The organism is Steroidobacter cummioxidans (assembly GCF_003104955.1).
On sequence record NZ_LSRW01000046.1, the window covers coordinates 1 to 23,749 of the forward strand.

The 23,749-nt window shown below is 61.5% G+C and carries 22 protein-coding genes; 10 read left to right on the top strand and 12 right to left on the bottom strand.

Annotation, left to right across the window (positions count from 1 at the left end; all coding sequences use genetic code 11):
- Together D0550_RS21320 and ada are read right to left on the bottom strand one after the other, a co-directional pair.
- A partial coding sequence (locus D0550_RS21320) for a dienelactone hydrolase family protein (RefSeq protein WP_174842510.1) occupies window positions 1-536 on the bottom strand: 536 nt, incomplete at its 3' end.
- Window positions 537-629: 93 nt separating this feature from the next.
- The gene (gene ada / locus D0550_RS21325) at window positions 630-1,706 is read right to left on the bottom strand and encodes a bifunctional DNA-binding transcriptional regulator/O6-methylguanine-DNA methyltransferase Ada (protein ID WP_116811211.1); all 1,077 of its coding nucleotides are present in this window, start codon (window positions 1,704-1,706) and stop codon (window positions 630-632) included.
- Between the two features lie 243 nt (window positions 1,707-1,949).
- Between ada and D0550_RS21330 the strand changes: the two genes are divergently transcribed.
- Window positions 1,950-2,843 carry a c-type cytochrome gene (locus D0550_RS21330; RefSeq protein ID WP_161965967.1) on the top strand — a complete coding sequence of 298 codons (894 nt, stop codon included), beginning with the start codon at window positions 1,950-1,952 and terminating at the stop codon, window positions 2,841-2,843.
- On the opposite strand, the gene D0550_RS21335 is transcribed toward D0550_RS21330, so the two are convergent.
- Genes D0550_RS21335 through rpmH form a run of 6 tightly spaced genes read right to left on the bottom strand, consistent with a single transcriptional unit; the run spans window position 2,840 to window position 7,084 of the window.
- Window positions 2,840-3,217: an eCIS core domain-containing protein gene (locus D0550_RS21335; protein WP_161965968.1), complete on the bottom strand. Its 378-nt coding sequence runs from the start codon at window positions 3,215-3,217 to the stop codon at window positions 2,840-2,842. The genes D0550_RS21330 and D0550_RS21335 overlap by 4 nt on opposite strands.
- Before the next feature lie 14 nt (window positions 3,218-3,231).
- Window positions 3,232-4,593, bottom strand: a complete 1,362-nt coding sequence (gene mnmE / locus D0550_RS21340; RefSeq protein ID WP_116811214.1) for a tRNA uridine-5-carboxymethylaminomethyl(34) synthesis GTPase MnmE — start codon at window positions 4,591-4,593, stop codon at window positions 3,232-3,234.
- Window positions 4,594-4,608: 15 nt separating this feature from the next.
- Window positions 4,609-6,309, bottom strand: coding sequence for a membrane protein insertase YidC (yidC, locus tag D0550_RS21345; RefSeq protein WP_161965969.1), 1,701 nt, complete (start codon window positions 6,307-6,309; stop codon window positions 4,609-4,611).
- Window positions 6,302-6,556: a membrane protein insertion efficiency factor YidD gene (gene yidD / locus D0550_RS21350; RefSeq protein WP_116811216.1), complete on the bottom strand. Its 255-nt coding sequence runs from the start codon at window positions 6,554-6,556 to the stop codon at window positions 6,302-6,304. The genes yidC and yidD overlap by 8 nt, the downstream gene beginning before the upstream one ends.
- Window positions 6,544-6,906, bottom strand: coding sequence for a ribonuclease P protein component (rnpA, locus tag D0550_RS21355; protein ID WP_116811217.1), 363 nt, complete (start codon window positions 6,904-6,906; stop codon window positions 6,544-6,546). Before rnpA ends, yidD begins: the two co-directional genes overlap by 13 nt.
- Window positions 6,907-6,949: 43 nt before the next feature.
- On the bottom strand, window positions 6,950-7,084 hold the full coding sequence (gene rpmH / locus D0550_RS21360) for a 50S ribosomal protein L34 (RefSeq protein WP_116811218.1): 135 nt from the start codon (window positions 7,082-7,084) through the stop codon (window positions 6,950-6,952).
- Window positions 7,085-7,339: 255 nt separating this feature from the next.
- Here rpmH and dnaA point away from each other — a divergent pair, with 255 nt between their 5' ends.
- From dnaA to gyrB, 4 genes are all read left to right on the top strand, one after another.
- Complete coding sequence (gene dnaA, locus D0550_RS21365) at window positions 7,340-8,701, top strand: chromosomal replication initiator protein DnaA (RefSeq protein WP_116811219.1); 1,362 nt, start codon at window positions 7,340-7,342, stop codon at window positions 8,699-8,701.
- 219 nt (window positions 8,702-8,920) lie between these two features.
- Window positions 8,921-10,018 carry a DNA polymerase III subunit beta gene (dnaN, locus tag D0550_RS21370; RefSeq protein ID WP_116811220.1) on the top strand — a complete coding sequence of 366 codons (1,098 nt, stop codon included), beginning with the start codon at window positions 8,921-8,923 and terminating at the stop codon, window positions 10,016-10,018.
- Between the two features lie 21 nt (window positions 10,019-10,039).
- A complete protein-coding gene (gene recF, locus D0550_RS21375) occupies window positions 10,040-11,104 on the top strand; it encodes a DNA replication/repair protein RecF (RefSeq protein ID WP_116811221.1) in 1,065 nt (354 codons plus the stop codon).
- Between the two features lie 28 nt (window positions 11,105-11,132).
- On the top strand, window positions 11,133-13,547 hold the full coding sequence (gene gyrB, locus D0550_RS21380) for a DNA topoisomerase (ATP-hydrolyzing) subunit B (protein ID WP_116811222.1): 2,415 nt from the start codon (window positions 11,133-11,135) through the stop codon (window positions 13,545-13,547).
- Window positions 13,548-13,614: 67 nt separating this feature from the next.
- Here the strand turns inward: gyrB and D0550_RS21385 are convergent, their stop codons facing one another.
- The 3 genes from D0550_RS21385 to glyQ form a co-directional block, all read right to left on the bottom strand.
- Complete coding sequence (locus D0550_RS21385; RefSeq protein WP_116811223.1) at window positions 13,615-14,373, bottom strand: lysophospholipid acyltransferase family protein; 759 nt, start codon at window positions 14,371-14,373, stop codon at window positions 13,615-13,617.
- A gap of 136 nt (window positions 14,374-14,509) precedes the next feature.
- Entirely contained in the window at window positions 14,510-16,591 is a 2,082-nt protein-coding gene (glyS, locus tag D0550_RS21390) for a glycine--tRNA ligase subunit beta (RefSeq protein ID WP_116811224.1), read from the bottom strand.
- 4 nt (window positions 16,592-16,595) lie between these two features.
- A complete protein-coding gene (gene glyQ, locus D0550_RS21395; RefSeq protein ID WP_116811225.1) occupies window positions 16,596-17,522 on the bottom strand; it encodes a glycine--tRNA ligase subunit alpha in 927 nt (308 codons plus the stop codon).
- 416 nt (window positions 17,523-17,938) lie between these two features.
- On the opposite strand from glyQ, the gene glnA reads away from it, so the two are divergent.
- From glnA to D0550_RS21420, 5 genes are all read left to right on the top strand, one after another.
- Window positions 17,939-19,351: a glutamate--ammonia ligase gene (gene glnA / locus D0550_RS21400; protein WP_116811226.1), complete on the top strand. Its 1,413-nt coding sequence runs from the start codon at window positions 17,939-17,941 to the stop codon at window positions 19,349-19,351.
- 176 nt (window positions 19,352-19,527) lie between these two features.
- A complete protein-coding gene (locus tag D0550_RS21405; RefSeq protein ID WP_161965970.1) occupies window positions 19,528-20,238 on the top strand; it encodes a DUF4124 domain-containing protein in 711 nt (236 codons plus the stop codon).
- 113 nt (window positions 20,239-20,351) lie between these two features.
- Window positions 20,352-21,449 (top strand): nitrogen regulation protein NR(II), encoded by a 1,098-nt coding sequence (gene glnL / locus D0550_RS21410; RefSeq protein WP_206606453.1) that lies wholly within the window; start codon window positions 20,352-20,354, stop codon window positions 21,447-21,449.
- Window positions 21,418-22,833: a nitrogen regulation protein NR(I) gene (ntrC, locus tag D0550_RS21415; RefSeq protein ID WP_116811228.1), complete on the top strand. Its 1,416-nt coding sequence runs from the start codon at window positions 21,418-21,420 to the stop codon at window positions 22,831-22,833. The genes glnL and ntrC overlap by 32 nt, the downstream gene beginning before the upstream one ends.
- 50 nt (window positions 22,834-22,883) lie before the next feature.
- Window positions 22,884-23,348 carry a tRNA (cytidine(34)-2'-O)-methyltransferase gene (locus D0550_RS21420; protein ID WP_116811229.1) on the top strand — a complete coding sequence of 155 codons (465 nt, stop codon included), beginning with the start codon at window positions 22,884-22,886 and terminating at the stop codon, window positions 23,346-23,348.
- 3 nt (window positions 23,349-23,351) lie between these two features.
- On the opposite strand, the gene D0550_RS21425 is transcribed toward D0550_RS21420, so the two are convergent.
- Window positions 23,352-23,744 carry a VOC family protein gene (locus tag D0550_RS21425; RefSeq protein ID WP_116811230.1) on the bottom strand — a complete coding sequence of 131 codons (393 nt, stop codon included), beginning with the start codon at window positions 23,742-23,744 and terminating at the stop codon, window positions 23,352-23,354.
- Window positions 23,745-23,749: the final 5 nt, after the last annotated feature.

Here is a 23,749-nt window from a genome sequence, read left to right on the forward strand (position 1 = left end):
GCAGCGTCAGATGTGTATAAGAGACAGGCCATGCGCAGCGCCGTGTACCCGGCCGAGCCAAATCCCAGAATCACGACGGGATTGGCGTCTGGCTGGCTGCCATTCAAGTTCACGATGCCAGCGCGCACATCGCTCTGAACGTCGAGATTGAAAGACTCGCTCAGCAGCGCGTCCGGGTGAGTAGAGATCTGCGCCGCGCCGCGCTGGGCGCAATCGATCACCAGCGCTACGTATCCGGTTCGCGCCACCTCGCGCGCCAGCTCTTGCAGGTCCTTGGTAATTCCCGGGCTGTCGTGAAGGATGACGACGGTCGTGCGATTGTCCGCGCCCATCGGGACGGCCACGTACGCGGGTAACAGCGTTCCGGCGTTATCGACGGTGAGCCCGCGGCCCTCGATGTCCCACACTGTGGTGGCCGCATCGGCAGCAACCGCCGTCGCGCCGAACGCCGACGCGGCGGTCAGCTGCAAAGCCGTCGCAAGGAACTCCCGTCGCGTCGGTGGTGGCTCATCATCGTCTAAACAACCCAGGCACATACCGCCTCCCGCAGCATGCTCATCGCATGCGCGCCCATTATCGGCACGAGCGGCGAGTGCGCAAGGATGCGCCGTGAAGATGTGATCTACAGCTCACCGTTTACTTGCCGCCCGTTCGGTATCGAGCAGCACACGCTTGCGCTGCATTCCCCAGCGATACCCACCCAGCTCGCCGGTGCCTCGCACGACGCGATGACACGGGATCAATAGCGCCACCGAGTTAGTGGCACAGGCCCTGGCGACTGCTCGTGCAGCACTGGGTTTGCCGATACCGGCCGCGACTTCCGAATACGATCGGACTTCGCCATACGGCAGTTTCTGCAGGTAACGCCACACGATCAATTGGAACGCGGTGCCTCGCACGTCCAGCGGCAGGTCGAGTCGCGGCTCGAGCCCGCTCAGATGTCGATTGAGCGCGGCCATCCATGACTCGAATTCGGTCCGAGAGCTGTCAGGCATCGCTTGCACGGTGGCGGCGGGGAACTGCTGTCGCAGATCGTCGAGCAGCGCTCGATCGCTATCCCCAAACTGCAGGAAACAAATGCCGCGATCGGTGGCGCCGATCATCATCGATCCCAGCGGCGTGGGTCCGCTCGCGTAGGAAATGGTGAGGCCTTTGCCGCCACTGCGATATTCACTCGGCGTCATGCCGAGCTGGCCATCGGCCTTCTCGTAGACGCGGCTGCCGGAACCGAAACCAGCTTGATAGATCGCATCGGCGACGGGCGCTTCGTTGCGAAGCTCCTGCTTGAGCATGCGGACGCGTGCAGCCGTCTGATATTCCTTCGGGCTGCTGCCCATGATGGCCTTGAAGCTGCGCTGCAAATGGAATGGGCTGTAGCCGGAACGTTTCGCGAGCTGTTCCAGGCTGAGCTTGCTGTCGGGCGCAGCTTCGATCTGCCGAGCCAACTCGTGCACCACTTGATTCAACACGTTTGCCGTCGCGCCGGTCGGACGGCAGCGCTTGCATGGTCGCAATCCCGCGCGCTCGGCTGCCTCGGGAGTCGTAAAGAAACGAACGTTCTTGCGCAACGGCCGGCGGGAATTGCACGAGGGCCGGCAATAGACTCCGGTCGTCATGACGCCGTAGAAGAATTCACCATCGCGGCTGGCGTCCCGACTCTGCACCGCGCTCCACAGTTCCTCATCGTTCAATCGTGCGTTCGGCATGGCGGCTCTCCTCTTTGCCTGGCTCGCAGTTTTGCGTGCGGCCGGCTCGGAAGATTCCCGCCTCTTGCTGTGCAATTTTTTGGATTGATGCTTTGCCATACGAACTGAACCCGTGGCCGAAGTGTAGCCGGCCCCTGGCGAAAGTGAGCAGCGGCGATGGCTCTTCCGGGCCAGTGTTCGCTGCCCGTTGGTACGCTGTAATCCAGCCATCGATATGCAGAATACGACGCCATGAACAAGCTCATGAAAATCGTCGGGGGCTCGCTGGTGGGACTGGCCGCGAGTGCCGGTATTGCTGCTGGCGCAGCCGTGTTGCTCAGCGAGCACAAGATGAATCGCGTCGTCGACGTGCCCATCGAGTCGGTGAACTTCAGCTCGTTCAATCCGAGCCTCGAGCGCGGTGAATATCTGTTCACGACGCGCGGCTGCTCGGAATGCCATGGCACGCGCGGCGAAGGCAAGTTGGTGATGGAAGATCCGAGCAGCGGCTTTTATGTTCACTCGCCGAACATCACTCGCGGTGGCGGCGGCGCGGCTGCGACATACAGCGACACCGATTGGGTCGCACTCCTTCGACATGGCCTCAAGCCCGGACGCAAAGCCGCCTTCATCATGCCAAGCGAGGATTACGCACAAATGGCTGACGAGGACGTCGTATCGCTCGTTGCGTACATCCGCTCCATGGCCCCTTCGGCCGAGCGCAAGACGGAGATGCATTTTCCGCTGTTGATGAAAGCGCTCTATGTCGCCGGCATCGCCCAGGACGCGTCCGAGAAGATCGATCACACCAATGTCGCGCCGCGCCGGGTTCCGGAAGAGACGCACGCCCAGGGCGAGTACATCTCCAAGACCTGTAGCGGCTGCCATGGCCCGGGCTTTTCCGGGGGTCAGATTCCTGGTGCTCCGCCGACCTGGCCCGCTGCGGCGAATCTCACTTCCGCGCCGGATAGCGCGATGACGACTCGTTACGCCTCGCTCGAGCAGTTCCGTCAGATGATGCGGAGTGGCAAGCGCGCCGACGGCACCAGCATCGGCCTCATGCCGTTCGAAAGCCTGAGCGCGATGAGCGATTCGGAGCTCGATGCGCTGTTCGGGTTCTTGAAGACCCTGCAACCGAGAGCGACCGGAACGCGCTAGGAGGCCTTCCTCAATCGCAGGCTCAGAGCACGCCAGTGCGCTGCCGCGAACGCCCGCGCTTCGATTTCGTAGCAGTTATGCCAGTAGCCATTGCGCGCCGACTCCTTTAAATATCGCCAGATGGTGAGTCGCCGGTTTTGCCACTGACGCAGCACATGGAAGTACTCGTGCAAGATCAGCTCAGGATCATTCCAAAAATCGTTGGCTGAACCGCTCAGTAAGATGCGGCCTCGGCGCGTAGTCGCTCTCGCGCCGAGGTGGATGCGTGCGTAAAGGGAGTTTTCGATGACGCGGATGTGATCTACGGGCTGGCCGAAGATCTGGCGGAGCGCGTTGGCGACGGGGGCGGGGATGGAGGAACGATGGCCGAACATTGGGCCGCCGCTCGCTACTTGCCTATGCAGAACGTCGTGAAGATCCGCCCCAGCAGATCGTCCGGCGTGAACTCGCCGGTGATTTCGCCGAGGCATTGCTGGGCTTGTCGAAGTTCTTCGGCCATCAATTCGCCGGCGCGCTTGTCCGTGAGTTGTCGTTGCGCTTCGGTCAAATGAGCGTACGCACGATTCAACGCATCCAGATGGCGGCGGCGGGCGGAGATGGTGCTGGTGCCGGCACCCTGGAAGCCCATGCATTCCTTCAGATGCTCACGCAGCAGATCGATGCCTTCGCCCGTTGTCGCCGATACATGCAGCCGCGGCGGTTGTGACTGCTCGTAGCGAGATTGGGCCTGCGCGAGATCGATCTTGTTCAACACCACGCTCACCGGGATTTCCGGCGGCAAGCTGGCGAGTTCGGCTTTCATGCTCTCGTCATCGAGAGCACGCATCGCATCGATCACATAGAGGATGCGGTCGGCGCGAGTCATCTCGTTGCGCGCGCGACGGATGCCTTCGGCTTCGACGACATCGGCGTCTTCGCGAAGACCGGCAGTGTCGGCGACATGCAGAGGCATGCCGTCGATGTGAATGCGCTCGCGCAGCACGTCGCGAGTCGTGCCGGGAATGTCGGTCACGATGGCAGCTTCGTAGCCGGCAAGGCGATTAAGCAAACTGGATTTACCCGCGTTCGGGCGGCCGGCGATGACCACAGTCATGCCTTCGCGTAACAGGGCGCCCTGCTGAGCCTTGGCAGTGATCTGTTCGCAAAGTTCGATGGTCGAAGCGATGCGCTCGTGCAGGACGGTGTCGGCGAGGAAGTCGACTTCCTCTTCTGGAAAATCGATCGCCGCTTCCACATGCATGCGCGTTTCCGTCACCGCTTCAGTGAGCGAATGCACGGCGACGGAAAATTCACCTTGCAGCGATCGCAGCGCTGCGCGCGCCGCCTGGCTCGAACCGCTGTCGATGAGATCGGCGATCGCTTCGGCCTGTGTCAGATCGATCTTGTCATTCAGGAAGGCGCGCTGTGTGAATTCACCCGGCTGGGCGACGCGCGCGCCGAGGCTGAGCACTCGCGCGAGCAGCATGTCCATGACGACAGGACCGCCGTGGCCATGCAGCTCCAAGACATCTTCGCCAGTGAACGAGTTTGGCGCGGGGAAATAGAGGGCGAGACCGCCGTCGAGCATTTCGCCATCGGCATCACGAAAGATGCGCAGCGCGGCGTGACGCGGCTCGGGAAGATCCCCGAGCACTTCGGCAGCGATGGTGGGGACGAGGCGTCCCGAGATTCGCACCATCCCGACGCCACCGCGACCCGGCGGCGTTGCAATCGCCGCGATGGTGTCAGTGTCGCCGGGACGGGTCGTCATCGACTATCGACCGGGTCAGCTCCGGTCTTTCTCTCGCTTGTCTTCCGCCGCGACCAGCTTGTTGATGCGCCACTGCTGAGCGATCGACAGCAAGGTGTTGGTCAGCCAGTACAGCACCAGACCCGCGGGGAACCACGCCATCGTCACCGACATGATGATGGGCATGAACATGAAGATCTTCGCCTGCACCGGGTCGGTGCTCGGCATCGGCTGCAGCTTGAACTGCGCGAACATCGCGCCACCCATCAGGATGGGCAGGATGAAGAACGGATCGCGCGAGCTCAGATCGGTGATCCAGCCGAGGAACGGCGCCTGCCGCATCTCGACGCTCTCCAGCAGCACCCAGTAGAAGGCGAGGAAGAACGGAATCTGGATCAGGATGGGCAAACAGCCGGCGAGCGGATTGATCTTCTCGGTCTTGTAGATCTCCATCATCTTGCGGCCGAGCTGTTCGCGGTCGTCCTTGTAACGTTCCTGAATCGCTTTGATGCGCGGACCGAGGTTGCGCATCTTGGCCATCGAGCGGCCGCTCGCCGCGGTCAGCTTGTAGAACGCCAGCTTGATCAGGAAGGTGACGATGATGATCGCCCAACCCCAGTTGCCGATCACGCTGTGGACCTGTTCGAGCAGCCAGAACAGCGGTCGAGCGAGCACGGTCAGGTACTTGCCATAGTCGGCCACCAGATCGAGCCTGGGTCCGGTCTCGGAAAGCTGCGCCTGCAGCTTGGGTCCGACGAACAATGTTTCCTCTAACGACTGCTTGCCGCCGGCCGGCACCGTCACCAGCGGACCGCGATACGACAGCACGAAATCGTTGCCGCGATCGAGGCTCAGCTGATAGTCGTAAGGCTCGCCGGCGGGCGGCACGGCGGCCGCGACGAAATGATGCTGCAGGGCGGCCATCCAGCCACCGGTAATGGTCGCCTTGAAGGCTCGATCTTCTTCCTTTTCGATGTTGAGCTTGCGATAGCCCTTGCCGTCGAAAATGGCCGGGCCGCGATAGGCATAGGTCTCGACGTTGAAATAGGAACGCTCGACGTGCTCGTAGTGGCGCACCAGCTGCACGTAGGAAGCAGCTCTGTAGTCGCTGCCCGAGGTGTTCACGACGTCATAGGTCAGATCGATCCGGTAGCTGCCCGGCTTGAACTTATAAGTCTTGACGACGGTAATGCCCTGGCCATCCGTCCACGTCAGCGGCACGGACATTTCCTGCTGACCCGCCGCCAGGGTGTATGCGCTGTTGGCGGATTGATAGAGGGCTTGATGCGTCGGCTCGGCACGTTGATCGGCAGCTCGCAGGCCGGAGCGGGCGACGAACAGTGGCGGCGTCGGAGAGAACAGGCGGACCGGCACGTCGGGCCGGTTCTTCTCGACCGGGTATTTCAGCAAGTCGGCGCGGATCAGCTCGCCGCCGCGCGTGCTGATGTCCATCGACAACACGTCGGTCTGCACGTGGATGATGGGTGCGCTGGTGGCAGCTGCCTCGTTTGGTGCAGCTGCCGACGCGCCGGGAGCGGCCGGTGCTTCGGAACGCGCAGACGGCAGGTCGGGCAGCGTTTCGTTGGTCGCGGGTGCATTGCCGTCTGCAGACTGCGTTTGTGTAGACGCAGTGCTCGCCGGGGCAGGCGGAGGAGCATAGTCCTTCTGCCAGGTGATGAAGTTGAGGTACAGGACCAGCGCAAGCGCGGCCCATATGAATACGCGTTGGTTATCCATGAGGAACCGGCTTGGTATTGTGAGGAGGTGGCACCGGATCGTAGCCGCCTTCATTCCAGGGATGACACCGCATCAGGCGGCGCACCGTGAGATAAGTTCCGCGCGCCGCGCCATGCTCTCGCAAGGCTTCTTCGGCGTAGCAGGAACAGCTCGGGTAGAAGCGGCAAGTCGGCCCGAGCATGGGGCTGATCAGATAGCGATAAGCGCGAATGGCGGCGGTCAGCCCATTGACGACTACTGGGCGCATTGCTTTACGACCGTGCGCCAATGTTTTTCCAGACTGCGCACGATGACGGCATTGTCCGCATCGCGAGCACCGGAGCGCGCATTGACGACGATGTCCACCGCAGGCAGTTCATGCTGATGCTGACGAAAAGATTCCCGAACCAGACGCTTGATGCGGTTACGCCGCACAGCGTTCCCGATGATGCGTGCGGCAATCGATAATCCAAGTCTTGGAATCGAACCGCCGCTGTTGCGAGTGAGAACCGCGAAACAAGCGTCGGTGGAGCGGCGTGAGTCCCGGTAGACGCGATCGAATTCGGATTTATGCCGGAGTCGTTGCGCCGGTTGAAAACGTCGGGCCGGGACTGGCAAGTCTGGGGTCGAACGAATGCGAGCGCCGCTGCAAGCGACGCTCTTAGACGGTCAGACGCTTGCGGCCCTTGGCGCGGCGGCGGGCCAACACCTGGCGACCAGCACGGGTGGCCATGCGCGCGCGAAAACCGTGGGTGCGCTGACGGTGAACTTTGCTGGGTTGGTAAGTACGCTTCATGCGGGCATCTCAACGATGTCGTTACTTTGGCTCGGGCCAGAAATCGCGCTAAAACAAGTACATGCTCGCGCGCATAGAGGGCCGGCAAGACTACGCACCACCCCTTCCAGTGTCAAGCGCGAGAGTGCCTTTCGACGCACAAAATTCGCACCCTGAGCCTGTGGATAACTGGCTGTCCAACGGTATAGACTCGCCGCCTCTCGCGTTGACCTGGCGCAGAACAATTCTTTCTTGAGTCGATTAGGGGACGAAACCGTGCAGGGTTCGTTGTGGCGCCGCTGTCTCGCGCAATTGGAAATCGAATTGCCGGAGCAGCAGTTCAATACGTGGATCCGGCCCCTGCAGGCCGTTGAGGACGGACAGACGTTGCGCCTGCTCGCCCCGAACCGTTTCGTGGTCGACTGGGTGAACGAGAACGTCGCCGGTCGGATCACTGAGTTGGTCGATGCGGTGGGCGAACAGCCCGTACCGGCAGTCGTGCTGGAAGTCGGCTCTCGGCCGGCCGCTCCGGCGATGACGATCAATACTCATCAGCCCGCCGCTGCGCGTGCTGCTCCCATCGCGCCGCCGCCGGTCCGCGATATCCCCACTGTCCTGGGCAGCCGGCTCAATCCCGATTTCACCTTCACGAACTTCGTCGAAGGTAAAAGCAACCAGCTCGGCCGTGCCGCGGCCTTCCAGGTCTCGGAAAATCCCGGTCGCGCCTACAACCCGCTGTTCATCTATGGCGGCGTGGGTCTGGGCAAGACACACCTGATGCACGCCGTCGGCAACATGATCAAGGTTCGCAACGAGCGGGCCCGGGTGGCTTACGTGCACTCGGAGCGTTTCGTCGGCGACATGGTCAAGGCGCTTCAGCACAACACCATCAACGACTTCAAAACCGCGTATCGCTCGCTCGATGCGCTGTTGATCGACGACATTCAGTTTTTCGCCGGCAAGGATCGCTCGCAGGAAGAGTTCTTCCACACCTTCAACGCATTGTTCGAAGGCCAGCAGCAGATCATCCTGACCTGCGATCGCTATCCCAAGGAAGTCGACGGCCTGGAGGAGCGCCTCAAGTCGCGCTTCGGCTGGGGACTGACGGTCGCCATCGAGCCGCCCGATGTGGAGACCTGCGTCGCCATCTTGATGAGCAAGGCCGCGCAGACTCGCGTCGAGCTGCCCGAGGAAGTCGCGTTCTTCATGGCCAAGCGCATTCGCTCCAACGTTCGCGAGCTCGAAGGCGCACTGCGTCGCGTGGTCGCCAACTCGCAATTCACCGGGCGCGCGATCACCATGGATTTCGCGAAGGAAGCGCTGCGCGACCTGCTGGCTTTGCAGGATCGGCTCGTGACCATCGAGAACATCCAGAAGACCGTCGCGGAATACTTCAAAATCCGCGTTGCCGATCTTCTGTCGAAACGTCGCAGCCGCTCGATCGCACGGCCGCGGCAAGTCGCGATGGCGCTGGCGAAAGAGTTGACCAGTCATAGCTTGCCGGAGATCGGCGATGCGTTCGGTGGCCGCGATCACACGACGGTGCTGCATGCCTGCCGGGTGATCAAGGAGCTCAGAGAGACGAATACGCGCACCAGCGAGGACTACTCAAACCTGTTGAGAACCCTGGCTGGATGACTGTGGATAATTTGTGCGTTAAGCGTGGGCTTTATTTATCCACAGACAGCACACAGTTTCGAGACAAGCTCAGGCGCAGTTCTCAGAATGGTTTTGATGGCGATAAGCAGCTGATGGAACACGGAAAAAACGGGTTATACACAGGCGACTGCCGCCCTCATAATCATCATAAATTCTTTAAATACTTAATCACTAATTAAGATTGCTAAGGTGACCACGATGAAGTTCAGCGCTGAGCGGGAAAGCATCCTCGCGCCACTGCAAGCGGTAATCGGCGTTGTGGAACGGCGCCAGACCATGCCGATCCTGGCCAACGTCCTGATCGCAGGTCGCGACGATCAACTCTCGATCACGGCTACGGATCTGGAAGTGGAGCTGGTGGCCAAGGCCTCCGTCACTTTGCAGACGCCGGGCGAAATCACACTGCCCGGCCGCAAGCTGCTGGACATCATCAAGGCGCTGCCAGACAAGGCGCAGGTAACCATTGCGGTGGAAGGCGAGCGCGCCACGGTTCGCTCCGGCAAGAGCCGCTTCACGCTGGCCACTCTGCCGGCCAGCGACTTCCCGACCGTAGAGGACATTCGAGCGCAGAAGGCACTGCTGATTTCTCAATCCGCCCTGCGTCGGCTGCTCGACAAGACTCATTTCTCGATGGCGCAGCAGGACGTGCGTTACTACCTCAACGGCATGTTGCTAGAAGCTGACGGGAAAACGCTGCGAACTGTCGCGACTGACGGCCATCGTCTTTCATATTGCGAAACGTCGCTCGAACACGAAGCCGGTGCGGCCCAACAGGTCATCGTGCCGCGTAAAGGCGTGCTGGAGCTGCAGCGGCTGCTCGCCGGCGAAGGCAATGTCGAGCTGGCGATCGGAACCAATCACGTTCGCGCCCAGATCGGCGATATTCGCTTCACTTCGAAGCTGATTGACGGCCGTTTCCCGGAATATAGCCGCGTGATCCCGAGCAATCCGACCAAGCGGATCAATGCCAATCGCGATGTGCTCCGCTCCGCCTTGCAGCGCGCGGCCATTCTTTCGAACGAAAAGTACCGCGGGATTCGCCTTGCGGTTCGTCCCGGGCTCCTGGTTCTGCAGTCGCATAACCCGGAGCAGGAAGAGGCCGAGGAGGAGTTGGAAATCAATTACGCCGGCGAGGAGCTGGAGATTGGCTTCAACGTCAACTACCTGCTCGACGCTCTGGCGGCGGTCGACGGCGGCGATGTGGTGCTCGGTCTGACCGATGCCAACAACAGCTGTCTGCTGAGCTCGGATGGCGCGCCTGGGGCCAAGTACGTCGTCATGCCGATGAGGCTGTAACCCCATGGCGGGCGTGCTCCGGTGCTGACTGCAATTACGGTCGACAACTTCCGTTGCATCGAACACGCCAGCCTCGATTTTGATTCTCGCTCGACCGGCGTCATCGGTGACAACGCCTCCGGCAAGACCAGCTTGCTGGAGGCGATTTACTTTCTAGGTCACGGACGCTCATTCCGCAGCGCTCAAGCGGACAAGCTCAAACGCGAAGGCACCAGCTTCTTTCGGGTGGTCGGCAGGATTGCGGCTCATCGCGGACTGCTGACCGCTGGGCTCGAGTACACCGGCGGCCGAACCCAAGGCCAGCTCGCCGGCCAGGGCATTTCCGGTATCGCGGACATCGCCGAAGTGTTGCCGCTGCAGATCATCGACCCGGGCGTCCATCGATTGGTGGAGGAGGGCTCGGCCCGCCGGCGCCGGTTGATGGACTGGGGAGTGTTTCACGTGAAACGTGAGTTCCTCGGTTACTGGCGCCGGTACCAGCGCGCCCTGTCTCAGCGGAACGCTGCGCTTCGCACCGCTCACGGCGAGGAGTTGATCCACGCCTGGGAACAGGACTTCTGCGCCGCCGGTGCCGAGGTCGATCGATTGCGATCTCACTATGTTGAAGAGCTCAAGCCGCACTTCGAGTCGCTTGCCGCTCGCCTGGTCGGACCAGGCACGACTCTGACCTATCGGCGTGGCTGGCCGGCGGAGGTCGACTTGAGAGAGGCACTCCACGACTCCATTTCTAGAGACCTGCGGCTCAAGACCACGCATGTGGGTCCGCATCGTGCCGATCTCGGTTTCTTGATCGATGGCACGTCCGCCAGGGACCGGGTTTCGCGGGGCCAACAGAAGATGCTGGCGGCGGCTTTTATCCTGTCGCAGCTGCAGTGCCACACCGCTCTCGGAGCGGTCCCGACGACCCTCATGTTGGACGATCCGGCGGCCGAGCTGGATGTGGATAACTTGGGGAAACTTCTTCTGGCGATCGCTGAGATCCCCAGTCAACTGATCGTTACTTCAGTCCACGAGCGGGGGCTGAAGGGCATCGAAATTGGTCGGAGGTTTCACGTGAAACAAGGCCAATTCGAGCCGATGCTATAATCCCGCGGCACTCATTTCAGGCCGGACTATGTCAGATAAAGACGTCTACGATTCCAGCAAAATCAAAGTCTTGAAGGGCCTCGACGCGGTCCGCAAGCGCCCCGGCATGTACATCGGCGATACCGATGACGGTACCGGTCTACACCACATGGTATTTGAGGTCGTCGATAACTCTGTCGACGAAGCGCTGGCGGGACATTGCTCACAAGTGACCGTCACCATCCATGCCGATCAGTCGGTCACTGTGTCCGATGACGGCCGTGGAATACCTGTGGATATCCATCCGGAGGAGGGTCGTTCGGCGGCCGAAGTCATCATGACGGTGCTGCACGCCGGCGGAAAATTCGACGACTCTTCCTACAAGGTTTCGGGCGGCTTGCACGGCGTCGGCGTGTCGGTGGTGAATGCCCTTTCCGAGTACCTGCTCCTGACCATCCACAAGGACGGCAAGCTTCACCAGCAGGAATATCGTCTCGGCGATCCCCAGGCTCCGTTGGCCGAGGCCGGCACGACGCAGAAGCGGGGCACCAGTATTCGCTTCAAGCCCAGCGCCTCCATCTTCACCAATATTGAGTTCGACTACAGCGTGCTGGCCAAGCGGCTCCGCGAGCTGTCGTTCCTCAACTCCGGTGTTCGCATCGAGCTGATCGACGAGCGCGACGACAAGCACGAGACCTTCCACCACGAGGGTGGCATCCGAGAGTTCGTCCGCTACTTGAACCGTAACGCCCAGCCCATCCACGACACCATCATCTGGTTCCGCACTCAGCAGGATGCGATCACGGTGGAGCTGGGCCTGCAGTGGAATGACTCGTACCAGGAGAGCATGTCCTGTTACACGAACAACATTCCCCAGCGGGACGGCGGCACCCATCTGGCTGGCTTCCGTAGCGCGCTGACCCGCACGCTCAATGCCTACATCGACAAGGAGTTCTCGGCCAAGGACAAGGTAGCCATGAGCGGCGACGACGCCCGCGAAGGTCTGACCGCGATCCTGTCCGTGAAGATGCCGGACCCGAAGTTCTCCTCGCAGACCAAGGACAAGCTGGTTTCGTCCGAGATCAAAGGCATCGTCGAGTCGGCGGTGGGCGCGAAGCTGGAAGAGTTCCTGATGGAGCATCCGCCGCAGGCCAAGGCCGTCGCCAACAAGGTGCTGGAGGCTGCCCGCGCCCGCGAAGCGGCGCGCAAGGCTCGTGAAATGACTCGCCGCAAAGGCGCCCTGGACCTGGCCGGCTTGCCCGGCAAGCTGGCCGACTGCCAAGAGAAGGATCCGGCGCTGTCCGAGATGTTCCTGGTCGAGGGTGACTCCGCAGGTGGCTCGGCGAAGCAGGGCAGAGACCGGCGCACTCAGGCCATCCTGCCGCTGAAGGGCAAGATCCTGAACGTCGAGAAGGCACGCTTCGACAAGATGCTGTCGTCAGCCGAAGTGGGCACGCTGATCACCGCGCTCGGCTGCGGAATCGGCGCGGACGACTTCGACGTGAACAAGCTGCGCTATCACCGCATCATCGTCATGACCGACGCGGACGTGGACGGCTCACACATCCGCACCTTGCTGCTCACCTTTTTCTATCGCCAGATGCCGCAGCTGATCGAGCGCGGGCACATCTATATCGCGCAGCCGCCGCTGTTCAAATTGAAGAAGGGCAAGGCCGAGCACTACGTGAAGGACCAGGTCGAGCTCGATTCCATGTTGCTGACTTACGCACTGGAAGACGCGCAGCTGTTCGCCGATCCGGCGCAGACGCCGATGACCGGCTCGGCGCTGGAGACGCTGGCTCGGCGCTGGATGGAAGTGGCCTCGATCATCAGGCGCTCATCGCGTCGCTACGACGAGCGCGTGCTCGAGCAGCTGCTCTACATGCCCGAAGTCACCCCGGCGAACCACGACCAGCTCGACTGGCTGACGCAATGGGGCCGCACGCTGGAGACGCAGCTCAACGCTTACGACGATGCTGCTCGGAAGTATCGCGTGCGAGTTCTGGCTGCTGTCGATGGCGGAACGCCGCGCTTGCTGGTCGCTCGCATCGAGCACGGCATCACTCAAGAGAAGCACATCCATCGCGAGTTCTTCGAGTCGGCCGAGTACCGGAGCATTGCGGATCTCGGCGGCACCCTGTCTGGCTTGTTCAAGCCGGGGGCTTACATTGCCAAGAACGACAACAAGCAGGAAGTGGGTGGCTTCAAGGAAGCGATCAACTGGCTGCTGGAAGCCGGGCGCAAAGGTCAGACCATTCAGCGCTACAAAGGTCTGGGCGAGATGAATCCCGATCAGCTCTGGGATACGACCATCAATCCGGAGACCCGTCGTTTGATCCAGGTGCGCATCGAGGATGCCCTGGCGGCAAACGACATTTTCGCGACCCTGATGGGCGATCAGGTCGAGCCGCGGCGTGAGTTCATCGAAAAGAACGCACTCGCAGTTGCCAATCTTGACATTTAATTAATTTTAATGTAGGGCGGCAGAGGTCAAGGCTTCTGCCGCCCGATACTCAAGATCGACTAAACGGTCAGCCAGCAGCGATTGGCCGACCCGAGGCATCCGACACACCGTTCGCACCGCTTGGCGTAAGAGTCGCGAGTTTCTTCTCGATCCACGCCCGCACCTCTTCGTTGAGCTCGCGAGGATCGCGACCTGCCGCATCGATGGGCGGGCCGATGACCACGCGGATCGTGCCCGGCTTCTTCACCCAGCCGCGACGCGGCCAGTAGTAGCCAGCGTTGTGAGCGACAGGAATGATTTTGCAGCCCGCCTTAGAAGCGAGCAGCGAGCCGCTCACGCCATACTTCCGAGTCTCACCGACGGCGACACGCGTGCCTTCCGGAAAGATCAGAATCCACAGGCCTTCCTGAAGACGCTGCTTGCCCTGCTCGACCACCTGCGTGACCGCCGTGGCGCCGGCCTTGCGATTGATGGCAATGGGCTTGAGGCATTTGACTGCCCAGCCGACCAGCGGGATCCACATCAGCTCGCGCTTGAGTACCCAGGCCTGCGGCGGAAAGACCGCAGCCTGCGCGATGGTTTCCCACGCTGAGGAATGTTTCCACATCGACACGTGCGCGCCCGGCGGAATGTTCTCCTCGCCCTCGACGGTGTAGGTGAGACCGCAAAGCTTGGCGAGGAGCCACATGTTCACGCGGCCCCAACTGCGAGCGATCGCGTACAGCTTCTGGCTGGGCAACCAGCCAAAAAGCAGTACGACCACCGCATAAAGCAGTGTTCCCAGAAACAGCGCGGTGGTGAATAGAATCGACCTCAGCAGCTGCATTACTACTACTACCTCGTCTCAAGTACTACCTCGTCTCAAGCAGCCATCCATGGAGCCTTGGCCAGCCAGTACGTCCGTGTACTGTCGTTCGCCCGGTTCGAGGCGACGTTAAGTCGCCTCGAAAAGACATCCGGGCTCACCCAGGCAGTTTCGACAAGTCCGCTACCTGCAGGAACAGCCCGCGCAGGCGCACCAGCAAGCCTAATCGATTCGCGCGCACGTCCGGATCGTCCGCCATGACCATGACCGAATCGAAAAAGCGATCCACGTCGTCCTTCAAGGTCGCAAGCTGAGTCAGTGCACCGGTGTACTCGCGGCGCGAGAATAGGGGATTGACCGCTCGCTCCATGGAAACAACGTGATCGAACAGCTGGCGTTCCGCCGGCTCGCGGAATTGCCCGATTTCCACCACCCCGGAAAGATCGCCGGTCGCTTTGCGCAAAATGTTCGCGATGCGCTTGTTCGCAGCAGCCAGGCTCGCGGCTTCAGGCAATGCTAGAAATCCTTCCAGCGCCTGCAGGCGTACGTCGATATCGAGCGTCGATTGCGGCTTGCTCGCCAGCACGGCGTCGAACATTTCCGTGGTGATCGTGCGGCCGCTCGCGTCCTCCAGGTATGAGGAGCGCAAACGTTCCATCAAATATCCCCAAATCTCTTCGCCGACGCTTTCGGGCGCCGCGACCGGTTGCAACGAGACCGCTCCGGTCACCAGCTGGCGCAGATCCAAATCGAGCTTGTGCTCGTTGATGGTGCGCAGGATGCCCAGCGCCGCTCGACGCAGTCCGTAAGGATCCTTGGTGCCGGACGGTTTCTGGCCAATGCTGAAAATGCCCGCGATGGTATCGAGCTTGTCTGCGATCGACAGTGAGATGCCGGTCTTCGTGGCGGGCAATTTGTCGCCGGCGAAGCGCGGCCAATACTGTTCCTCGAGGGCCGAGGCGACTTCATCGTTCTCGCCGTCGAGCTGCGCGTAGTACTTTCCCATCAATCCTTGCAGTTCGGGGAACTCACCGACCATGGCAGAGAGCAAGTCACACTTGCTCAGCTTCGCGGCGCGTCCCGCGAGCTCGGCGCTGCCGCCAATGCTTTCGGCAATCCGCTGCGCGAGCGTAACGACGCGCGTGCTCTTGTCGGCGAGAGAGCCGAGCTTCGCCTGGAAGGTAACTGACTTCAGCGCGGCGAAGCGCGTCTCGAGACGCTCCTTCCGATCGGTGTCCCAGAAGAAAGCCGCGTCGGCCAGGCGCGGGCGCACCACGCGCTCATTGCCATCGCGCACCCGATCGGGGTCACGGCTGGCGATGTTTGCAACCGTGATGAAGTAGTTCATCAGCTGCCCATCGGCCGTGCGCACCGGAAAGTAACGTTGATTGTCCTGCATGGTTGCGATCGGCACTTCCTGCGGCAGGCGCAGGAACTGTTCATCGAAGCGGCCCGATAGCGCGACCGGCCATTCGACCAGCGCCGTGACTTCATCGAGCAGCCAATCCTCGATCACCGCGTGCCCGCCGATCGCATCGGCGATTACATTCACCTCGGCGCGAATGCGCTCACGGCGGGTGGCGACGTCGGCCACGACGTGCGCTTTCTGGAGCAGCACTTCGGCGTATTTCGCCGGATTGCTGATCGCCAACTGCTTCGGTCCGTGGAACCGATGGCCCTGCGATTGTTTGCCGGCGCGAATGCCGAGAATCTCGGCTTCGACCACGCTCGAGCCGAACAACATCACGACCCAGTGCACGGGACGAACGAACTCCTGCGAGCCCGCGCCCCAGCGCATGCGCCGCGCGATCGGCAGATCGTCCAGCGACGTGGTGACGATGCCGGGCAACAGTGAAGGCGTAGCCGCGCCCGGCTTCGAACCTTCGAATTGCAGCACCTTGCCTTTCGGACCGTCGACCTGCAGCAGCTGATCGAGAGTCACACCGCACGACGCCGCGAAGCCGAGCGCCGCTTTGGTCGGCTGACCATCGGGACCGAACGCATTCGCAACCGCCGGACCCTGACGTTTGATTTGCTGATCCGGCTGTTGATCCGCAACGCCCGCAACGAACACCGCCAGGCGCCGCGGCGTGGCGTACCACTTCACATCGCCGTGTTTGATAGAGGCGTCGTCGAGGCCCTTGGTCACACCGGCGGCAAATGCCTCGGCCAGCGTGAACAACGATTTCGGCGGCAATTCCTCGGTGCCGATTTCGACCAGAAAGTCACGTTTGCTCATGGGCTCAAACTTCCGCAGGCGCGCGATTCAGCATCGGGAAGCCCAATGCCTCGCGGGTCTTGTAATAGGTTTCGGCGACTTCTTTCGCGAGCGCGCGCACGCGCAGAATGAAGCGCTGGCGCTCGGTGACCGAAATGGCCTTGCGCGCATCGAGCAGATTGAAAGTGTGCGACGTCTTGAGCATCTGCTCATACGCCGGCAGCGCGAGCCCGCTCTCGAGCAGCTTTTTGCACGCCGCTTCATGATCGTCGAAGTGACGGAACAGCAGCGCGGTATCCGCCAGCTCGAAGTTGTACTTGGATTGCTCCACTTCGTTCTGGTGATAAACGTCGCCGTAGGTCACGCGGCCCAGCGGACCGTCGGCCCACAGCAGGTCGTAGACGCTCTGCACGCCTTGCAGATACATCGCCAGGCGTTCCAGACCGTAGGTGATTTCGCCCATCACCGGCTTGCAGTCCAGGCCGCCGACTTGCTGGAAGTACGTGAACTGGGTGACTTCCATGCCGTTGAGCCAGATCTCCCAGCCCAGGCCCCAGGCGCCCAGGGTGGGCGATTCCCAGTTGTCCTCGACCAGGCGGATATCGTGGGTCAGGGGATCGAAGCCGAGCGACGCCAGCGATCCGAGATACAGATCGACGATGTTCGGCGGCGAGGGCTTCAGCACCACCTGGAACTGATAGTAGTGCTGCAGGCGAAACGGATTGTCGCCATAGCGACCGTCCGTTGGCCGGCGCGAGGGCTGCACATAGGCGGCGCTCCACGGCTCGGGGCCGACGGCCCGCAGCAGGGTGCCGGTGTGAAACGTACCTGCGCCCATCTCCATGTCGTAGGGCTGCAGGATCACGCAACCCTGCTTCGACCAGTACGACTGGAGGGCAAAAATCAGGTCCTGAAATGTCCGTGGCGGGACGACGGCTTTCGCTGCGGCCATCTGGGGTCCAGTTCGTGGGGAAAAGCGCGCGAGTATACCGTGCGGGTTATGTTCCAAAACCGCGCTCGATGAGTACCAGGTCTCACGGGCACAGTCCGCAACACCCGTGAAACGCTGATCTGCTACAGATTGGGGCTGAGACAGGCCTGTGGGTGCACGCCTATGGTGCGCGATCCGGTCGATATGCTCCAATTTGGGGCGTGGCTTCGCGGCGTTTTATGCGGCGCTCCATCAATTCCAGGCATTTGCGCCATGACGGTGCGCTGGCATGGTTCCTGCAATTTTGACCTGCGATTCGATGGGCCCAAGCTCGAAGAAAACTCCAGCCATGGCCCATAGCACTGAACAACCTCCTGGCGTCGTAGCGGCGAGCGGCCCGGGACATCTCAATCTCGCTGTCTACCGGAGGAGAACTCATGACGACCCCCGCTGAAGTCCTCAGCATGTTGAAAGAAAAGGAGGTCAAGTTCGTTGACTTGCGCTTCACGGATACCCGCGGCAAGGAGCAGCACGTCACTGTTCCCGCGCACACCGTGGACCAGAGCTTCTTCGACGACGGCAAGATGTTCGACGGCTCGTCGATTGCCGGCTGGAAGGGCATCAACGAGTCCGACATGGTCCTCATGCCGGATCCCACCACCGCGATCCTGGATCCCTTCTTCGAAGAGACCACCCTGATCATCCGCTGCGACGTGCTCGAGCCCTCGACCATGCAGGGTTACGAGCGCGATCCGCGCTCGATCGCCAAACGCGCCGAGGCGTACCTGAAGTCCACCGGCGTCGGTGACAAGGCGCTGTTCGGCCCGGAAAACGAATTCTTCATTTTCGATGACGTGAAGTACGGCACCAACATGCAGGGGTCGTTCTTCGAGATCAATTCCATCGAAGCGGCCTGGTCGTCGGGCAAGGCCTTCGAAGGCGGCAACATGGCGCACCGTCCGGGCGTCAAGGGCGGCTACTTCCCGGTCCCGCCGGTCGACTCCTTCCAGGACATCCGTTCGGCCATGTGTCTGGCGATCGAAGAGCTGGGCATGAAGGTCGAAGTGCACCACCACGAAGTGGCGACTGCCGGCCAGTGCGAAATCGGCGTGAACGCCAACACGCTGGTGAAGAAGGCTGACGAGGTGCAGTTGCTGAAGTACGCGATCCACAACGTCGCGCACGCCTATGGCAAGACCGTCACTTTCATGCCGAAGCCGATCGTCGGCGACAACGGCAGCGGCATGCACGTGCACCAGTCGATCTCGAAGGACGGCAAGCCGCTGTTCGCGGGCGACAAGTACGCCGGCCTGTCGGATATGGCTCTGTATTACATCGGCGGCATCATCAAGCACGCCAAGGCCATCAACGCGTTCACGAACCCCAGCACCAACAGCTACAAGCGCCTGGTGCCGCACTTCGAAGCGCCGGTGATGCTGGCGTACTCCGCGCGCAACCGTTCTGCTTCCATCCGTATTCCCTGGGTTGCGAACCCGAAGGGTCGTCGTATCGAAGTGCGCTTCCCGGATTCCACCGCGAATCCGTACCTCGCGTTCGCGGCCATGATGATGGCCGGCCTCGACGGCATTCAGAACAAGATCCACCCGGGCGAAGCTGCGGACAAGGATCTGTACGACCTGCCGCCGGAAGAGGCGAAGAACATTCCGGAAGTCTGCTACTCGCTGGAACAGGCGCTGCAGGCGCTGGATGCGGATCGCGCCTTCCTCAAGGCCGGTGGTGTGTTCACCGACGACGTGATCGATGCGTACATCGCGCTGAAGATGCAGGAAGTGACCAAGGTGCGTATGTCGACGCACCCGCTGGAGTTCGAGCTGTATTACAGCGTCTAACTACAGCAGTCAGCGGCGGTTCATGTTGGGCGCCGGGTGTCACCACCCGGCGTTCAGCTCCGGACCAGCACCGGTGGGCCGTGCCGTTGACCAATTTTTGCTAATGGTGACGGGCATCACAAATGCGCCGTCACCGCTTTTGTCAGGTCGAGGTGGAGCGGCTATGCTCATTACATATGCGTACGGCGCTTTATGTTCTCCTCGCACTGGCGGCACCGGCCTTCGCCGGCCAGACCGTTTACAAGTGGGTGGACGAAAAAGGCGTCACGCATTTTTCGGATCAGCCCAGGAGCGGGGCGGAAAAAGTGGAGCTGAGCAGCGGCACCAATCGTGCCGACAGCCCGCCGCCTTCTTACACGCCGTCAGCGCCGCAGGAGCCGAAGGCCAAGCCCGGTCCGGCTTACACGCGCTTCGTGATCGCCAGTCCGCAGCAGGATCAGGCCATCATCAACACCGGCGGCAAAGTCACTGTGCAGCTGTCGGCCACGCCCGCAGTCGGGCCGGGTCATACTGTGGCGCTGTATCTGGACGGCGCGCCTGTGTCGGAATTCGGTCCGAACGACATGAGCTACGAGTTCTCGAACATGCCGCGCGGCACGCACACCGTGAAGGCGGTCGTCAGCGAGAACGGCAGGGTGATTCAAGAAACTCCGCCTGTGACTTTCCATGTGCGGCAGGAAACGATCTTCTCAAAGCCGCCGGTGGGACCGGCGCTGCGCAACAACAACCCGCCCAAGCGTACGGCCGGCAACAAGATGACGGCCAAGCAGCCGAGCTACGCAACGCTGAATGGCGGCACGGCGCAGTTCGATCCGCGCACCAATATGCCGGTGAACACCAAGCCTACCAAGCCCGCTGCGGCCGTCGGCCCGAAGGCCGGCATCTAACATCTGTTTCTACCCGCGGGTCGCTCGAGCGAGCGGCCGCGTCGTGCCTTCACTCGTGGTTAGGGTGAACGACACGAATGGCTGCGCAGCCCTCACAACTCATGGCTAGCGTCATGGCCGACTCCGGGCGAATTCTCGACAGCCTCAGCACCAGCGTGCTGATCGTCGATCGCAGCCGTTCGCTGCTTTATCTGAATGTGGCAGCCGAGGCGCTGTTCGGCGTCAGCCGCAATCAAGTGCGCGGCCGGCCGTTGGCTGAATTGTTAGAAGATTCCGCGGTGCTCGATTCAGTTATCGATCGAGCGGCAACCACTTCGCGTCCATTTTCACGACGTGAGCTGGAGCTGCGCCCGATCTACGGCGACGGCGAGCTCATCGTCGATTGCACCGTCGCTCCTTATGAAGAGAGCGGAGCGCCCGGCGCGGTGCTCATCGAGATCAGCGATGCAACTCAGCATCAGCGCATCACGCGTGAAACCGCGTTGCTGACCCAGATCGGCGGCAGTCGCTTGATGATTCGTCAGCTCGCGCATGAAATCAAAAATCCACTCGGTGGCTTGCGAGGAGCCGCGCAGCTGCTGGCGCGTCAGCTCGACGACGCATCGATGCGCGAGTACACGACGGTCATCATCAGCGAAGCCGATCGACTGGTGACACTGGTCGACACCTTGCTCGGTCCCGGACATCTACCTCGCAAGGAATCGATCAACGTTCACGAGCTGCTGGCGCACGTGGGGCATTTGCTCGCGGCCGACGCGCCCGCCGGCGTCGTGATCGATCGCGACTACGATCCGAGCCTGCCGCCCTTGTACCTGGATCGCAATCTGATCATTCAAGCGATGTTGAATCTGGGCAAGAACGCCATGCAGGCGCTCGCGCACAACGTGGCCCAGAACGACGCTCGCGGTGGCCGTTTGGTGTTGCGTACCCGTGCGCTCACCAATGTGAATATCGGCGCACGTCGTCATCGACTCGTTGCCAGCGTGCAGTTCGAGGACAACGGTCCAGGTGTGCCGGAGCATCTGCGCGACACTTTGTTTTATCCGCTCGTCACGGGGCGAGCCGACGGTACTGGACTTGGTCTGGCAGTGGCGCAAGACCTGGTGAGTCGTCATGACGGCCTGATCGAATTCGAGAGCAGGCCCGGTCTAACCATCTTTACTATCTTGTTGCCATTCCATGTTACAGACCACACCGTTGAAGCCCCTTAACGTCTGGCTCGTCGACGACGACGCCTCCATCCGCTGGGTATTGGAGCGCGCGTTGCGCCAGGGCGGTATGGCACCCACGGCCTTCGATCATGCTGACACGGCGCTCGCAGCGCTACGCAGGGATCGTCCCGATGTTTTGATTACTGACATTCGCATGCCCGGTCGCAGCGGCCTGGAGCTGCTGACCGAAATTCGTGACAGTCAGCCCGAGCTGCCAGTCATCGTCATGACGGCGCATTCCGATCTGGACAGCGCGGTCGCTGCTTATCAGGGCGGCGCCTTCGAATATCTGCCCAAGCCGTTCGATATCGATCAGGCGGTCGATCTGGTGCGCCGCGCCGCTCAGCAAAAGACCCGCGTCGAGGAAGCGTCGACGGAAGCGCGCCGCATTCCGGAAATGCTCGGCCAGGCGCCGGCCATGCAGGAAGTGTTTCGCGCGATCGGTCGGTTGTCGCGTTCGAGCATGACAGTGTTGATCACGGGCGAATCCGGTACCGGTAAGGAACTCGTCGCGCGTGCTCTGCATCGTCACAGCCCGCGGGCGAACAAAGCTTTCATCGCCTTGAATACCTCGGCGTTTACGGCCGATCTGCTCGAGTCCGAATTGTTCGGTCACGAGAAGGGCTCGTTTACAGGCGCCGACGCGCAGCGTCGCGGGCGTTTCGAGCAGGCCGATGGCGGCACATTGTTCCTCGACGAAATTGGTGACATGTCCCCGCAGTTGCAGACGCGACTGTTGCGCGTGTTGGCGGAAGGCGAGTTCTATCGTGTCGGCGGTCAGGTGCCGGTGCGAGTCGATGTGCGAGTGATCGCGGCGACCCACCAGGATCTGGAAGGACGTGTGAAACAGAATCTGTTTCGTGAAGATCTGCTGCACCGGTTGAATGTAATTCGTATCGAAGTGCCGCCCCTGCGTCAGCGTCGCGAGGATATTCCCGAGCTGCTGATGCACTATCTGAGCGAGGCCGCGGTCGAGTTGGGCGTTGAGCCGAAAGTGCTGACGCCGGAAGCGGCGGCAGCGTTGTCCAACTTCGATTGGCCGGGCAATGTTCGACAGGTGGTGAACGCGTGCCGTCGCCTGACGGTGACCGCACCGGGTCGCGAGATCAAAGCCGAAGATATTCCCAGCGATCTGGGGGGTATCCCGGGGCCCGCGAAGTTGCAGGACGAGTGGACGCGCCAGCTCACCAACTGGGCCGAGAAGCGGCTCGCCGCCGGCGAGACTCCGCTGCTCGACGACGCCATGCCCGAGTTCGAGCGCACGCTGATCCGCGCCGCTTTGCGTAAGGCGGAAGGCGGTCGTCAGGAAGCGGCGAAGCTGCTCGGCTGGGGGCGAAATACGCTGACGCGCAAGCTGAAAGAGCTGGCGATGGACGACGAATAACAGCGGGCCTGCTACTCTGCCGCCGCCAAAACGGTGGCAGAAGGCCCGCAGTGTTTCACGTCATTCTTTTTCAGCCGGAGATCCCTCCGAACACGGGCAACATTATTCGCCTGTGCGCCAACTCCGGCTCCTCCCTGCATCTGATCCGGCCGCTGGGCTTCGACATCAGCGAGAAAGCCGTGCGCCGTGCGGGCATGGACTACGCCGATCTCGCCAATGTTCGAGCGTGGGATTCTCTGGAGGAGTGCTTCAACGCGATCGCGGTGAAACGCTGGTTTGCGATCTCGACGCGCGGCCAGACCCGCTACGATCAACCGCATTTCGTGCCCGGCGATGCCTTCGTCTTCGGCCCGGAAACGCGCGGGCTGCCGCAGGATCTGTTGGAAACCTGCCCCATCGAGCAGCGCCTGACCATTCCCATGCGCGCCGGCAATCGCAGCTTGAATCTTTCCAATGCGGCCGCGGTCATCGTTTACGAAGCCTGGCGGCAGCTCGGATTTACTGCCGGGCCCTGAGCCTCAGGCCAGATTCAGCTGCCACGACACGCCGAAACGATCATTCACCCAGGCAAATTGCCGGCTGAAACCGTAGTTACCGCGCGGCATCAGCGTCGCTCCCTGCTCCGACAATGCCGCCAACAGCCGGCCAAGCTCTTGTTCCGAGCTGCACTCGATAAAAAACGAAAACGCCGGCGTGAAGGTGAAAGCATGCTTCACGGGACTGTCGATGCACATCACGCTCTGACCGGCGATCGAGAGCGTGGCACGGATCACCGAACCTTCCTGGCCGGGCGCGCCGGGTCCGTAGCGCTGGATGTCGGTGATCCGGGTATCGGGAAACAACGAAGCGTAAAAATTCATCGCCGCTTCGGCTTCGCCCTGGAACATCAGAAACGGTCGAATCGATTCCATCGCTT